Source organism: Streptomyces sp. NPDC060184 (assembly GCF_042728795.1).
GTDB lineage: Bacteria > Actinomycetota > Actinomycetes > Streptomycetales > Streptomycetaceae > Streptomyces.
In genome coordinates this window covers 44067-57626 of record NZ_JBHWYX010000012.1, presented here as the reverse complement: position 1 = coordinate 57626, position 13560 = coordinate 44067, and the positions used below count along the sequence as shown (strand labels likewise).

Annotated in this window: 10 protein-coding genes; 4 read left to right on the top strand and 6 right to left on the bottom strand. The window is 72.3% G+C overall.

Features of this window, described 5'->3' with window-relative positions; all coding sequences use genetic code 11:
• Positions 1-120: 120 nt before the first annotated feature.
• Positions 121-1593 (top strand): APC family permease, encoded by a 1473-nt coding sequence (locus tag ACFWEE_RS10720; protein ID WP_386888237.1) that lies wholly within the window; start codon positions 121-123, stop codon positions 1591-1593.
• Here the strand turns inward: ACFWEE_RS10720 and ACFWEE_RS10715 are convergent.
• The 6 genes from ACFWEE_RS10715 to ACFWEE_RS10690 all read right to left on the bottom strand — a co-directional run bounded on the left by ACFWEE_RS10715 (position 1544) and on the right by ACFWEE_RS10690 (position 7874).
• Positions 1544-1993 (bottom strand): ATP-binding protein, encoded by a 450-nt coding sequence (locus tag ACFWEE_RS10715; RefSeq protein WP_386888236.1) that lies wholly within the window; start codon positions 1991-1993, stop codon positions 1544-1546. The two genes, ACFWEE_RS10720 and ACFWEE_RS10715, sit on opposite strands and share 50 nt — an antisense overlap.
• Before the next feature lie 355 nt (positions 1994-2348).
• On the bottom strand, positions 2349-3482 hold the full coding sequence (locus ACFWEE_RS10710; RefSeq protein WP_386888235.1) for an FAD-dependent monooxygenase: 1134 nt from the start codon (positions 3480-3482) through the stop codon (positions 2349-2351).
• A gap of 66 nt (positions 3483-3548) precedes the next feature.
• Positions 3549-4118, bottom strand: coding sequence for an ATP/GTP-binding protein (locus tag ACFWEE_RS10705; RefSeq protein WP_327178550.1), 570 nt, complete (start codon positions 4116-4118; stop codon positions 3549-3551).
• Positions 4119-4123: 5 nt separating this feature from the next.
• Complete coding sequence (locus ACFWEE_RS10700) at positions 4124-4540, bottom strand: DUF742 domain-containing protein (protein WP_386888234.1); 417 nt, start codon at positions 4538-4540, stop codon at positions 4124-4126.
• Positions 4537-4980: a roadblock/LC7 domain-containing protein gene (locus tag ACFWEE_RS10695; protein ID WP_386888233.1), complete on the bottom strand. Its 444-nt coding sequence runs from the start codon at positions 4978-4980 to the stop codon at positions 4537-4539. Before ACFWEE_RS10695 ends, ACFWEE_RS10700 begins: the two co-directional genes overlap by 4 nt.
• Positions 4977-7874: a nitrate- and nitrite sensing domain-containing protein gene (locus ACFWEE_RS10690; protein ID WP_386888232.1), complete on the bottom strand. Its 2898-nt coding sequence runs from the start codon at positions 7872-7874 to the stop codon at positions 4977-4979. The genes ACFWEE_RS10695 and ACFWEE_RS10690 overlap by 4 nt, the downstream gene beginning before the upstream one ends.
• A gap of 322 nt (positions 7875-8196) precedes the next feature.
• On the opposite strand from ACFWEE_RS10690, the gene ACFWEE_RS10685 reads away from it, so the two are divergent.
• The 3 genes from ACFWEE_RS10685 to ACFWEE_RS10675 are packed head-to-tail and all read left to right on the top strand — an operon-like array spanning position 8197 to position 13546.
• Positions 8197-11166, top strand: a complete 2970-nt coding sequence (locus ACFWEE_RS10685) for a Na+/H+ antiporter subunit A (protein WP_386888231.1) — start codon at positions 8197-8199, stop codon at positions 11164-11166.
• Positions 11163-11897, top strand: a complete 735-nt coding sequence (locus ACFWEE_RS10680) for a Na(+)/H(+) antiporter subunit C (protein ID WP_386888230.1) — start codon at positions 11163-11165, stop codon at positions 11895-11897. Before ACFWEE_RS10685 ends, ACFWEE_RS10680 begins: the two co-directional genes overlap by 4 nt.
• Complete coding sequence (locus ACFWEE_RS10675; protein WP_386888229.1) at positions 11894-13546, top strand: Na+/H+ antiporter subunit D; 1653 nt, start codon at positions 11894-11896, stop codon at positions 13544-13546. The genes ACFWEE_RS10680 and ACFWEE_RS10675 overlap by 4 nt, the downstream gene beginning before the upstream one ends.
• Positions 13547-13560: the final 14 nt, after the last annotated feature.

The following is a 13560-nucleotide window of genomic DNA, read 5'->3' as shown; positions in this document are numbered from 1 at the left end:
GGTCCGTCTCGTTGGGGTCCGAGCTTGCAGGCTCGGGCCCCATTGCCATGTACGGCACCGCCCCCCACGGCGCGCCGGGCGTGGTCCCCCCACCGCACCACCAGAGAAGAGAAACGCCGCATGAGCGCGCAGCGCACGATCCGGCCGGGCCCACCCAGCTCCGGCCCGCGCCGCAAGAGCCCCGAACAGCTGGTCGCCGAGTCCGGGACGGACCTCGAGGGGCACGGCCTCAAGCGCACCATGGGCCTGTTCCAGCTGGTCTGCTTCGGTGTCGGCGCGGTCGTCGGCACCGGCATCTTCGTCGGGCTCTCGGACAGCGTCTCGGAGGCCGGCCCGGCCGTCGTGATCTCGTTCGTGCTGGCGGCGATCACCTGCATCTTCACGGCGTTCTCCTTCGCCGAGCTGGGCGGTGCGATCCCCGTCTCCGGCAGCTCCTACTCCTTCGCGTACGCCACCTTCGGCGAGCGCACCGCGTTCCTCGTCGGCGGCTGCCTGCTGCTGGAGTACGGCGTCTCGGTCTCCGCGGTGGCGGTGGGATGGAGCCAGTACGTCAACGAACTGCTGCACAGCCTCTTCGGGGTACAGCTGCCCGAGGCGCTCTCGGCCGGCCCCGCCGACGGCGGTGTCGTCAACCTGCCGGCCGTCCTGGTGATCGCCATGGCCGCCGCGCTCCTCGTGCGCGGAGTCCGGGAGAGCGCGGGTGCGACCGCCGCGATGGTGGTCCTCAAGATCTCCATCCTGGTGGCTTTCTGTGCCATCGCCTTCACCGCGTACCGCCACGACAACCTGTCGCCGTTCGCGGGCAGCGGCCTCTCCGGGATCACGTCCGGGGCCTCGCTGGCCTTCTTCTCGTACATCGGCTTCGACGCGATCACCACCGCCGGCGAAGAGGTCAGGAACCCTCGGCGGAACATCCCCGTCGCGATCATGATCTGCCTCGGCCTGGTCACGCTGCTCTACTGCGCGGTCGCCGTCGCCGCCATCGGGGCGCTCGGCCCGGAGAAGGTCGCCGACACGCCCGCCGCGCTCTCGGCCGTGGTCAACCAGGTCACCGACTCCACCGTGGGCGGCGGCATCGTCGCGTTCGGCGCGGTCGTCGCCATCGCCTCCGTCGTGCTGGCCGTGATGTACGGCCAGACCCGCATCCTCATGTCGATGGCCCGGGACGGACTGGTGCCGCGGATCTTCGAACGCGTCTCGCCGAAGACCCACACCCCGGTCGCCAACACCTGGATCGTCGCCGCCGTCTTCGCGGTCCCGGCCGCCTTCTCCTCGCTCGACGCGGTGGTGAACCTGACCACCATCGGCACCCTGGGGGCGATGGCCGTCGTCAACCTCGCCGTCATCCAGCTGCGCCGCCGCAACCCCGGGCTGAAGCGCTCCTTCCGGGTGCCGCTCTACCCGGTCAGCCCGGTCCTGGGCGTCGCGTTCTGCCTCTACCTGATGTACGGGACCGGCTGGGAGGCCTGGGCCGAGTTCGCGGCGTTCCTGCTCGCGGGCTCCCTGCTGTACTCCTTCTACGGCCGCAGCCGCTCGCGCCTGGTCAGCTCAGCGGAGCAGGACCCGGCTGGGCAGGCACCACCGGCAGCGTGAACCAGACCGCCTTGCCGTGCTCCGTGGTGCGGTGACCGCAGGCGGAGCTGAGGGTACGGATCAGCAGCAGGCCGCGCCCGTGCTCCTGCCACGGGTCCGGCATGGTGTCCGGGCCCGCGGCGGCCAGGCCGCCCGGCGGCTCGGGGTCGCGGTCGTGGACCTCCACCTGGCAGCCGGTCGGCAGCAGCTCCACCACCAGCTCGATGGGCTCCTGGCTGTCGGTGTGCTCGACGGCGTTGGTGACCAGCTCGGCGGTGAGCAGTTCGGCGGTGTCGCTGTCCGGGGGCGCGTCGATGTCGTTGAGCGCGCTGCGGACGAGAGCGCGGGCGATCGGCACGGCCGCGGTCGTGTGCGGCAGCTCGATGCGCCAGGAGGCGGGTGCGGGATCGGCGGGCGGCAAGACGGCTTCCGTTCGGGTCGCGGGGTTCCTTGCGTGGAAGCCGTCCGGCGGCGGAGGGGCCGTCGTGCGGTGCGCGCGGCCGTCCGCGCCGGGATGGCTTCCGTGTTCCAACCTACGGATCGGGACGTCCACGTACAGGGGCCACCCGACCGGTATGAAAAGGACTTTCGGGCCACACTCTCACGAACCGCCCGACCCGTGGCTGTGAGGACAGTCACTCTACGCGGCGTCGGGTGATGCCCGTACCACCCTGTGTGGGCACCCGCGCGCCCCGCGCCCCCGGGACGCGGGACGGGGCCCGGTCGTCCGTGCGGACGGCCGGGCCCCGTCGGGGTACCGGGTGGAGCGGGGCGGATCAGTAGGGCTTGACCAGCACGTGGGCGGCGCCCGGGATGCCGATCTTCAGGAGCTCGTCCTCCTCGGGCGTCGTCGGGTTGCCGGTCTCCTGCTTGAGGACCGCCCGCGACAGGCTCTGCACGAACATCGCGCGCGGCCGGCGCCGGGCTTCCCAGGCCGCGAGCGCCGCCGGGACGTCGGCCTCGGCGTCCAGCGACCGCGCCAGCACCAGGGCGTCCTCCACGGCCATCGCCGCGCCCTGCGCCAGCTGCGGCGCGCTGGCGTGCGCGGCGTCGCCGGCGAGCACGATCCGGCCGACGTGCCAGGGCTCCTCGACGGTCACCTGGGAGATCCGGGAGTACACCACGGCCGCCGGGTCGGTGACGTGCTTCACCGCCTCGGCCACCGGCCCGCCGAACGCGGTGAGCCGCTCCGCCAGCTCCTCGTGCGCCCGCTCCGGGTCCGGCCGGAAGTCCGGCTCCTCACCGAAGACCGCGCCCAGGTACATCAGCTCGTCGGTGATCGGGGTGAGCAGCGCCTTGGCGTCCTCGTTGCCCGCGCTCATCACGACGCCCTGGACCTCCGGCAGCCGCGGCACGGTGACGCGCCAGTTGGCGAAGCCCGTGTACTCGGGGGTGTACGTGTCGCCGTACAGCCGCTTGCGCAGCGGCGAGCCGATGCCGTCGAAGCCGACGACCAGGTCCCAGCGGGCGGACGAACCGTCCGACAGGGTCACGTCGACCCCCGCGCCGTCGTCGGACAGCTCGGTGATCGTCGTGCGGTAGGTGACGGACGCGCCGGCGGCCGTCGCGGCCTCGGCGAGAATCCGGGCCAGCTCGGGCCGGGGTATGCCGTTGTTCGAGGGGGCGTCGTCCATGCGCGGCTGCGGGATCTTGGCCAGCGGGGTGCCGGCCGGGTCGCAGATGGTGAGGATCTCCCACTCGTAGCCCGCTTCGAGGCAGGCGTCCAGGGCCCCGATCTCCCGCATGACGTGCAGGGCGTTGGACGGCTGGATGATGCCGACGCCGAGAGCCTCGACGCCGTCGCGCACTTCGGCGACCTGGACGGTGTGACCGCTGCGGGCGAGCGCGGTGGCCAGGGTGAGGCCGCCGATCCCGCCGCCGTGGATCAGTACGCGCAGGGGTGTTGCCATGTCTGTTCTCTTTCCGAGGAGGTCGAGGGGTTCAGGAGCCGGGGGGAAGGCGCGGGCGCCGCGCGCTCAGCCGACCGCCGCCGGGAGGGCCATCAGATGGTCGACCAGGGCCAGCAGCACGTCACGGCCGAAGGAGCGCTCGCGCACGTCGCCGACGAGGAGGGGGACGTGCGGGTCCAGGTCGAGCGCCGCGCGGATCTCCCCGGGGCTGCGGGTGTTGTGGCCGTGGAAGCAGTTGATCGCCACCACGAACGGGATGTCCCGGCTCTCGAAGAAGTCGATCGAGGCGAAACTGGTGTCCAGCCGGCGGGTGTCGGCGATGACGACACCGCCCAGGGCCCCGTTGACCAGGTCGTTCCACATGAACCAGAAGCGTTCCTGGCCGGGCGTGCCGAACAGGTAGACCACCAGTTCCGGGCTGACCGTGATGCGGCCGAAGTCCAGCGCGACCGTCGTGGTGCTCTTCTGGCCGACACCGGCCAGGTCGTCCACGCCGATGCTGGCCTTGGTCAGGAACTCCTCGGTGCGCAGCGGGGCGACCTCGCTGACCGCGCCCACCAGGGTGGTCTTGCCGACGCCGAAGCCACCGGCGATGAGTATCTTGACGGCGCTGGGCGCCGCTTGAGGCGTTGTCATCTTGCTCAGAGTCTCCGGAGTCCGTCACGTACGGCGGCCAGCAGGCCCATGTGGGCCCCGCCGGAGGCCCGTGCCACCGAGAGCGGGGCACGGGCCAGCAGCAGGCCCTGGGAGACCAGATCCGCCAGCAGGATCTTGGTCACCGAGATCGGCAGGTCGAGATCGGCGGACACCTCGGCGACCGCGGCGGGGTGCGTGCAGCGGTCGAGGATCATGCGGTGTTCCGGCTGGAGCCGGCCCGGCCGCAGCGGTGCACCGTGCTCGTCGCGCATGTCGTGCACGGTCGTCAGCACGGTGATGAGGGTGAAGTCGTCCCGCTCGGGAGCGGTCCGGCCCCGGGTGATCGTGTACGGGCGCACCATGGTGCCCGCACCGTCGTCCTCATAGTCGTCGGTCTCGTCGTCGTCCCAGTAGGGCGTCACACCCGCTGCCCGTCCCCGGTGCCGGTGCCGAAGGCGTCGAACTCGCCCCGCACGGGCGCGGTGAGCTTCTGGCCGACCTGCTGGACCAGGTTGTGCATGGCGAGCGACATCACCTCGGCGTCCACCTCCTGGGAGGCGACGACGGCGAGGTGGGTGCCCTGGCCGGCGGTGATGATGAAGAGCCAGAGGTCGGCCAGCTCCACGATGACCTGGTGCACCGTGCCGCCGCGGAACAGCTGGCCCACGCCCCGGGCGAGGCTCTGCTGCCCGGTGCAGATCGCGGCGAGCCGCTCGGCGTCGGACCGGTCGATGGTCCGGGAGTGGCTCACGACCAGTCCGTCGTCGGACAGCAGCACGGCGTTGACGGTCTCGGCCACCGAGTCCACCAAGCCGTCGAGCAACCAGTCGAGATCCTGGAGCGTGGCCGTTGTGCGTGTCATGACCGTTCTTCTCTCGGGTTGAGGGGCGAAGGGGGAGGGGGAATCTGCGCGGACGTCCCGTCGGCCGAGCGCGCCTCGCGCGACCGCCGCTGGAACGCTCCGATCGCCGCACCGGCCCGCCGGGGAGCGGGCCTGAGCAGGGGGTTCTCGTCCCAGCTCGGGGTCCTGGGCGCGGCGGCCGGACGGCCCGCCGCGGGGTCGACCCGCAACTCGTCGACCAGGCTGGCCTGACGGACCCGGCGGGGGAGCGGGGGCTCCGAGCCGGGTGCCGGGGTGTCCTGGCCGGGCGGGAGCGCCGGGTGACCGGAGACCTCGGGCTGCCGGTCGCCGCCGTGCGTGTGGTTCCCGTAGGGCGAGGTGTCCGCGTCCGCGTCCGGGTAACCGCCCGGGTACGACGGCTGCTCCTGGTACGACTCCTGGTAGGGCTCCTGGTACGACTCCGGGTAGGCGGAGCCGGGTTCGGGGAACTGACCGGCCCGCGTGTCCTGGTCCCCGAAGCCGTGGCCCGGCACCGGGTACTGCCCGGCCGCCGTCATGTACGGCTGCTCCTGGGCGGAGTACCCCTGGTCGCCGGGCGCGTAGGGGGCCGAGGGTTCGTACGCCCGGTCGTCCGGACCGTAGGGCGGCTGGTCGCCGGAGCCGTAGGAGCCCTCGGGCGTGCCGTACGGATCCCGCGCGGGGGCGTAGGAGGTGTCCGCGTACGACTCCTGCCCGTACTCCTCGGGGGAGGAGTACGGGGGTTCCGGGACGGTGTACGTACCCGACTGGACCGGCCGGTCCTGGTCCGTGGCGGCGGGGGGCCGTGCCTCGGACCCGACGGGGGGCGCGGACCGCTGGGAGCGGGCGGCGTGGTCGACCAGGGCGGTGACCCCGGCCATCGCCCGGCCCTGGACGCGGGACGGCAGCGCGCCGGTGGCGGCGGGGACCTCCTCGCGCACGGGCTCCGGCGCGGGCGCCGCGGCCACGGCGGCGACCGGGCGCCCGGTCGGATGGGCGACCGTGAGCTCGTCGGGGACGAGCACGACGACCCGGGTGCCGCCGAACGCCGACGAACGGAACTCCACCCGCAGGTCGTGCTGGTGGGCGAGGCGGGAGATCACGTGGAGGCCGAGCCGGATGTCCTCGGAGTGGGCGAGCACGTCCATCCGGGGCGGCCGGCTCATCAGCTCGTTGGCTTCCGCCAGTTGGTGCTCCTCCATGCCGAGACCGCGGTCCTCGACCTCGATGGCCAGACCGCGGCTCACCTTGGCGGCCCGCACCTCCACCGGACTCGGCGGCCGGGAGAACGCCAGCGCGTTCTCGATCAGTTCGGCCAGCACGTGCGAGACCGGGCCGACGGCCCGTTCGGAGAGCCAGGGCGTTCCGTCGAGGTCGAGCACCACCCGCTGGTAGTCCTGCACCTCGCCCTGGGCGGAGCGCATGACGTCCAGCAGCGGAACGGGCTTGCGCCAGCGCCGGTGCGGGGCACCGCCCGCCAGGATGACCAGGTTCTCCTCGTACCGGCGCAGACGCGCGGTGAGGTGGTCCAGGTCGAAGAGGCCGTCGAGCACCTCGGGGTCCTCGTGCTTGCGCTCCAGCTCGTCCAGCTTCTTGAGCTGCTGGCCGATGAGCTGCTGGGTGCGGCGGGCGATGCGCTGGAGGAGGCGCTCGAACCCGCGGTGCTGGTCGGCCTGTTTGACGGCGGCGGCGAGCGCGCTGGTGCGGGCGAGGTTGAGGGCGTCGCCGAGCTGGGTGATCTCGTCGCCCGTCCTGCCCTTGCGGTCGGACTCGATGGCGCGGGCCTCGGCCTCGACGTCGATCTTCTCGCCCTGGCCGAGCCGTTCGACGACGTCCGGGAGGGTGCGTTCCAGCTCCTCCGCGCGGTCCTGGAGGCGCTTGATGCGACGGCGCAGGTTACGCGTGAGGCGCCAGGTGGTCAGGATGACCGCGACCACCGCGAGCAGGCCGACGACCGTGGTGACCACCATCTTGACCAGCAGCGACACGATGGTGTTCTTGCCGATCGTGACCACCAGCGAGGTGCGGTGTTCGAGCAGGTCCACGAGTTGGGGGGTGACCTGGTCCATCGTCGAGCGCCAGGACTTCTCCGAGGCGCCGATCCGGACGAACCCCTTGGAGTCGGCGGCGCGGGGCGCGAGGATCTGCGCCTCCAGCTTCGTCTTCGTCTTCCAGGCCTCGCCACCGGCCATCTCGTTCCACATCGCCCGCTCGTCGGCGGGGAGGTTGGGGAGCACCTTGGTGGAGTACTGGAAGGACTGGCCGGTGATCTCCTTGCGCAGCTGCGCGAGGTCGGCGGTGCTGAGCTTGCCGTCGGACCAGCCGCGGGCGAGCAGCGCGTCCGAGCGGGAGACCATCTCCTTGACCCAGAAGAGGTCGACCAGCGGCGCGGACGCCGTGGTCACCTCGCCGTTGTCCACCTGGCTGAGGGCGGCGAAGAGCTGGAGGTCGACCGCGATGAGGTCGGTGTAGTAGCCGTAGACGACCGCCTGCTGCTCGTCGTCGCCCTGGTCCACCAACGTCCGTTGCGCGGGGAGCTGGTTGATGGACTCACGGGCCTTGCCGACGGCCTCGCGCACCTTGGACGGGGCGCTGTCGGCGGAGATGTCCGAGACGGACTGGAAGGTCTCGATCGCCTTGTCGGTGAGCTTGCGCTGCCGCTGGAGCGCCTCCTTCGAAGCATCGGGATCGGCCAGCGCTTCCGCACTGAGCCGCCGTTCCTCCTGCAGGTTGTAGTACACGATGTTGGACGGCTGGCCGGCCTTCTGGGCCAACTGCCCCTGAGCTGCCTGCCGCTGGAAGTCGAGCAGGGTCTGACCACTGGTGACCGCCCAGAGGGCCGCGAGGGCGATGCCGGGGACGATGGCCAGGATGAGCAGGGCTGTCCGCAGCGACATGGGGGTCGAGTCGGTGCGCCGAGACGCGCGCGTGCGCAGGGCATTCTCCTTGACGTGGGTGACGGTCTCACGACCAGTCAATTCCGTTGAGAACTTCGACACATAGATACTAGGCACAGTGAAAAAATGAAGAGAAAGTGGGCTCACATGAACAACACCGGTCCCACATATCCCTCACACGCCTAGGCGTCGCGCGGGACCCCTCGCGGGGACCGCCCGGGTGGAGATGGGGCGCCGCCGCACCTCGTGCGGCGTGCCGGACGGGTGAACGCCGCCGGGGGATATATCCATACTCAGTGCCTCATTCTCCGGACACCCCGCTGTGATCGCGCTCGTCCTCTGCCACTTCGCCCTGGCTGCCTGCGCCGGTCCCCTGGTGCACCGGCTGGGCAGCCGCGCGTTCGTCGTGCTCGCGCTCCCCCCGGCCGCCACCACGGCCTGGGCCTTCACGTTGTGGACGAGCGCCGCCGACGGGCGGGACGACACCTGGTCCTGGGACTGGATCCCCGCGTACGACGTCTCCGTCGACCTGCGCCTCGACGCCCTCGGCGAGCTGATGGTGCTGCTCGCCGCCGGGGTCGGCACCCTCGTGCTCCTGTACTGCGCCTCGTACTTCGCCGACGACACCCCCCAACTGGGCCGGTTCGCCGGGAACCTGCTGGCCTTCGCCGGTGCCATGCTCGCGCTCGTCCTCGCCGACGACCTGATCACGCTCTACGTGTTCTGGGAGCTGACCACCGTCTTCTCCTACCTGCTGATCGGGCACACCAGCGAGAGGAAACAGAACCGCAGATCGGCGCTCCAGGCCCTCACCGTCACCACCTTCGGCGGACTCGCCATGCTGGTCGGGTTCCTCATCATCGGCCGGGCGGCGGGCACTTACCGGATCTCGGAGATCGTCGCCGACCCGCCCACCGCCTCCGTCGCCGTCCAGGCGGCCGTCGCGCTGGTCCTGGCGGGCGCGCTGTCCAAATCCGCGATCTGGCCGTTCTCCCTCTGGCTGCCCAACGCCATGGCCGCCCCGTCCCCGGTCAGCGCCTACCTGCACGCCGCCGCGATGGTGAAGGCCGGCGTCTACCTGGTGGCCCGGCTCGCCCCCGCCTTCGCCGACGTACCCCTGTGGCGCCCGGTCGTCCTCGTGCTCGGCGCCGCCACCATGCTGCTCGGCGGCTGGCGCGCGCTGCGCCTGCACGACCTCAAACTCGTCCTCGCCTACGGCACGGTGAGCCAACTCGGCTTCCTCACCCTGCTGGCCGGGGACGGCACCCGGGACGCCGCGCTCGCCGCCGCCGTGATGATCCTGGCGCACGCCCTGTTCAAGGCGCCGCTCTTCCTCGTCACCGGCATCGTCGACCACGCCACCGGCACCCGCGACCTGCGCCGCCTCTCCGGCGTCGGCCGCTCCCTGCCGCTCGTGTGCGCCGTCGGCGTGCTCGCCGCCGCGTCCATGGCCTCGCTGCCCCCGATGCTCGGATTCGCCGCCAAGGAAGCCGCGTTCGAGGCGCTCCTGCACGGGGACACCGCCGACCTCTGGACCCTCGCGGCCTGTGTGGCGGGCGCCGCGCTCACCACCGCGTACACCCTCCGGTTCGTCTGGGGCGCCTTCTTCCGCAAGCCGGGCACCGCGGACACCCCCGTCCACCGGGTCTCCGCCGCCTTCCTCGCCCCGCCCGCCGTGCTCGCCGTCACCGGACTCGTGCTCGGCCCCGGGGTCGGCTGGACGGACCACCTGTTCGACGCGTACGCCGACGAGTTCCCCGCCACCGCCCACCCGTACCACCTCGCCCTCTGGCACGGCTTCGGCACGGCGCTGCTGCTCTCCGCCGTCGCCTGGGCGGGCGGCGCCCTGCTCTTCGCGGCTCGCGCCCCCGTCCGTACGCTCTCCCGGCGCATCGCCTGGCCCACCGCCGACAGCGTCTTCGGCCACCTCCTGCTCGGCCTGGAACGCCTCGCCCTCCAGATCACCGGCCTGGTGCAGCGCGGTTCGCTCTCCGTCTACCTCGCCACCACCCTGCTCGTCCTGATCGCCGGACAGCTCGCGGTCCTCCTCACCGACCGCCCGTGGGGCGACGCGGTAGGCCCCCGGCTCTGGGACTCCGCGCTCCAGGGCGCCCTGGCCGTTCTCACCAGCGCCGCGGCCCTGCTCTGCCTCACCGTCAGCCGCCGCATGAAGGCCGTGGTGCTCGCCGGTCTCACCGGCTACGGCACCGCGCTGCTCTTCGTCGTCCAGGGCGCCCCGGACCTGGCGCTGACCCAGTTCTGCGTGGAGACCGTCTCGATGATCGTGTTCGTGCTGGTGCTGCGGAGGATGCCGGTGCACTTCCAGGAGACCGTCAGCTCCTGGCGGCGGGCCGTCCGCATCCCCGTCGCCCTCGCGGCGGCGGCCACGTTCGGCGTCGCCGTCTGGGTCTGTGCCGCCGCGCGCACCGCCGAACCGGCCGGCGCGGCGATGGTGGAGGAGGCCGCGAGCCACGGCCTCAAGGACGTCGTCGCCGCCATCCTGGTGGACCTGCGGGCCTGGGACACCATGGGCGAGTCGGCGGTGCTCGCCGCCGCAGCGGTGGGCGTCACCAGCCTGATCTACCTGCACCGCAGGAGCGAGCAGCCCGCCGCCCGCGACGAGATCCCCGGACGGCCCCCGTCCACCGCCCCCGCACCCGCCGGCGTCCCCTCGCTCACCGCCACCCCGGCGCACACCACCGCCTGGTCGCTCTCCCGCGACGGCGCGGGACTCACCGGGCTCCCGCAGGGCGACGAGGGCGCCCCCGAGCGCGACTGGCTCGCCGCGACCTCCACCCTCGCCCCCGAACACCGCTCACTCGTCTTCGAGGTGGTGGCCCGGCTGCTGTTCCACCCCGTCCTGGTGCTCTCCGTGTACCTCCTGTTCTGCGCGGAGAACATGCCGGGCGGCGGGTTCGTCGCCGGACTGGTCGGCTCCGTCGCCCTCATCACCCGCTACCTCGCGGGCGGCCGGTTCGAGCTCGCCGAGGCGGCGCCGCTGCCCCCCGGACTCGTCACGGGCCTGGGCCTGTTCCTCTCCACCGGCGTCGCCCTGCTCGGGCTCTTCGACGGCACCGTGCTGCACGCCTGGACCTACCACGGCCACCTCCCGGTCCTCGGCGACTACCACCTCGGCACCTCGGTGCTCTTCGACTGCGGGGTCTACCTGCTGGTCCTCGGCGTCGTGCTCGACATCGTCCGCGCCCTCGGCGCGAAGATCGACCGGCAGATCGAACGGGCCGCCGCCCTGCGGCACCAGGGCCCGGCCGAGGCGGGGGGCGGCACCCGGTGACCGTCAGCGCCTCCCTGCTCGCCACCGCCGTGGTGCTCTGCGCGGTCGGCGGAATCCTCATGCTCACCCGGCCGCTGACCCGCATCCTGCTGGGCGCGGTGATCATCGGCAACGGCATCAACCTCCTCGTGCTCTCCGGCACCGGCTCGGCCGGCGCCGCGCCCCTGCTCTACGGCGTACCGCTGCGCGAGGTCACCGACCCGCTGCCCCAGGCCATCGCCCTCACCGCGATCGTCATCACCCTCGCCACCACCGCGTTCCTGCTCGCCATGGCCTACCGCAGCCACCAGCTGACCGGCACCGACGAGGTCCACGACGACCTGGAGGACCGGCGCATCGCGCTCCGCGCCGAAGTACGCGGCGAGCGCGCCCAGCTCATCGAGGAGTACCGGACCGGGGACGCCCCCACCAGCGAGGAACGCGCCCACTACCTGGAGGAACGCCGCCGCCTGCGCCACCGGCTGCGCGCCGACCGCGCCCTCCAGGCCCGGGGGAGGGACGCCACCGGTGACCTCTGGCACGACGTGCTCGGCGCCGACCCGGAGGACTACGCCGAAGCCGCCGGTGCGGAAGGCGCCGGTGCGGAAGGCGCCGGTGCGGAGGCCGGCGGTGCGGAGGCCGGCGGTGCGGAGGCCGCCGGTACGGAGGCCGCCGGTACGGAAGAACCCCCCTCGGACGACCCCCCGCGCCGCCCCCGCCCGGGAGACGACCACCCAGGAGACGCCGGATGAAAGCCCTTGTCCCGCTGCCGGTGCTGCTGCCGCTCTGCGCCACCGGACTCAGCCTCGCCTTCGGCACCCGCCTGGGGCGCTTCCAGCGCTTCATCAGTGTCGCCGTGCTCACGCTCGTCCTCGGGCTCTCCGCCGGACTCATGGCCGCCACCCAGTCGGAAGGACCGCTCTCCGTCCACCTCGGGGACTTCGCCCCGCCGCTCGGCATCACCCTCGTCGCCGACCGGCTCTCCGCCCTGATGCTGACCGTCTCCTCGGCCGTCACCCTCTGCGTGCTCGTCTACTCCCTCGGACAGGGCATGGCCGACCGGGACGAGGAGACCCCCGTCGCCGTCTTCCACCCCGCCTACCTCATCCTCGTCGCCGGGGTCTCCTGCACCTTCCTCGCCGGAGACCTCGTCAACCTCTACGTCGGCTTCGAGATCATGCTCGTCGCGAGCTTCGTCCTGCTCACCCTCGGCGGCACCGGGCCCCGGGTGCGCGCCGGGTCCACCTACGTGATCATCTCGCTCTTCTCGTCGATGCTCTTCCTCACCGCCATCGCCATGACCTACGCGGCGACCGGCACCGCCAACTTCGCCCAGCTCGCCCAACGGCTGCCCGAACTCCCGCTCGGCGTGCAGACGTTGATCCAGGCGATGCTGCTGACGGTCTTCGCCATCAAAGCCGCCGTCTTCCCGCTCGGCGCCTGGCTCCCCGACTCGTACCCCACCGCACCCGCACCCGTCACCGCCGTCTTCGCCGGGCTGCTCACCAAGGTCGGCGTCTACAGCATGCTGCGCACCGAGACGCTGCTCTTCCCCGGCAACCGGGTCGGCGACCTGCTGATGGCCCTCGCCCTCGCCTCGATGATCGTCGGCATCCTCGGCGCCGTCGCCCAGACCGACCTCAAGCGGCTGTTCTCCTTCACTCTGATCAGCCACATCGGCTACATGATCTTCGGTATCGGCCTCGCCACCCGCCAGTCCTACGGCGGCGCGATCGTCTACGTCACGCACCACATCACCGTGCAGACCACGCTCTTCCTCGTCGCCGGGCTGATGGAACGCCGGGGCGGCACCACCGAACTCACCCGGACCGGCGGCCTCGCCCGGGCCGCCCCGCTGCTCGCCGTGCTCTACCTCGTCCCCGCGCTCAACATGGCGGGCATCCCGCCGTTCTCCGGCTTCATCGGCAAACTCGGCCTGATGCGCGCCGGTGTGGCCGACGGCAGCGTCTGGGCCTGGCTCCTGGTGGCCGGCTCGACGGCCACCAGCCTGCTCACGCTCTACGTGATGGCCAAGGTCTGGAACCTGGCGTTCTGGCGCGACGCCCCGCCCGGCCAGGCGCTCGACGGCACCGTCCTGGAGGCAGACTCCGACGAGGACGACGACGCCGACGAGGGGCCGGACCGCATGCCCGGCACGGGCGACGAGCCCGTGGGCCGGCTGCCCGGACCGGCCGGACGCGCGTTCGCCGCCACCCTGCACGGGCGCGCCATCACCACCACGACCCGGCTGCCCCGCACCATGGTCGCGGCCACCGCCGCCGGAGTCGCGATCAGCCTCTCGTTCACCGTCTTCGCCGGACCGCTGACCACCTACACCGACCGGGCCGCCGCCGAACTCCTGCGGCGCACCCCCTACATCGAGGAGGTGCTCGGCCGGTGAGCCGCCGATTCCCG

Coding starts and splice junctions, on each gene's coding strand:
- ACFWEE_RS10720 (WP_386888237.1), top strand. CDS start 121: ATGAGCGCGCAGCGCACGATCCGGCCGGGCCCACCCAGCTCCGGCCCG.
- ACFWEE_RS10710 (WP_386888235.1), bottom strand. CDS start 3,482: ATGGCAACACCCCTGCGCGTACTGATCCACGGCGGCGGGATCGGCGGC.
- ACFWEE_RS10705 (WP_327178550.1), bottom strand. CDS start 4,118: ATGACAACGCCTCAAGCGGCGCCCAGCGCCGTCAAGATACTCATCGCC.
- ACFWEE_RS10695 (WP_386888233.1), bottom strand. CDS start 4,980: ATGACACGCACAACGGCCACGCTCCAGGATCTCGACTGGTTGCTCGAC.
- ACFWEE_RS10690 (WP_386888232.1), bottom strand. CDS start 7,874: ATGTCGCTGCGGACAGCCCTGCTCATCCTGGCCATCGTCCCCGGCATC.
- ACFWEE_RS10675 (WP_386888229.1), top strand. CDS start 11,894: ATGAAAGCCCTTGTCCCGCTGCCGGTGCTGCTGCCGCTCTGCGCCACC.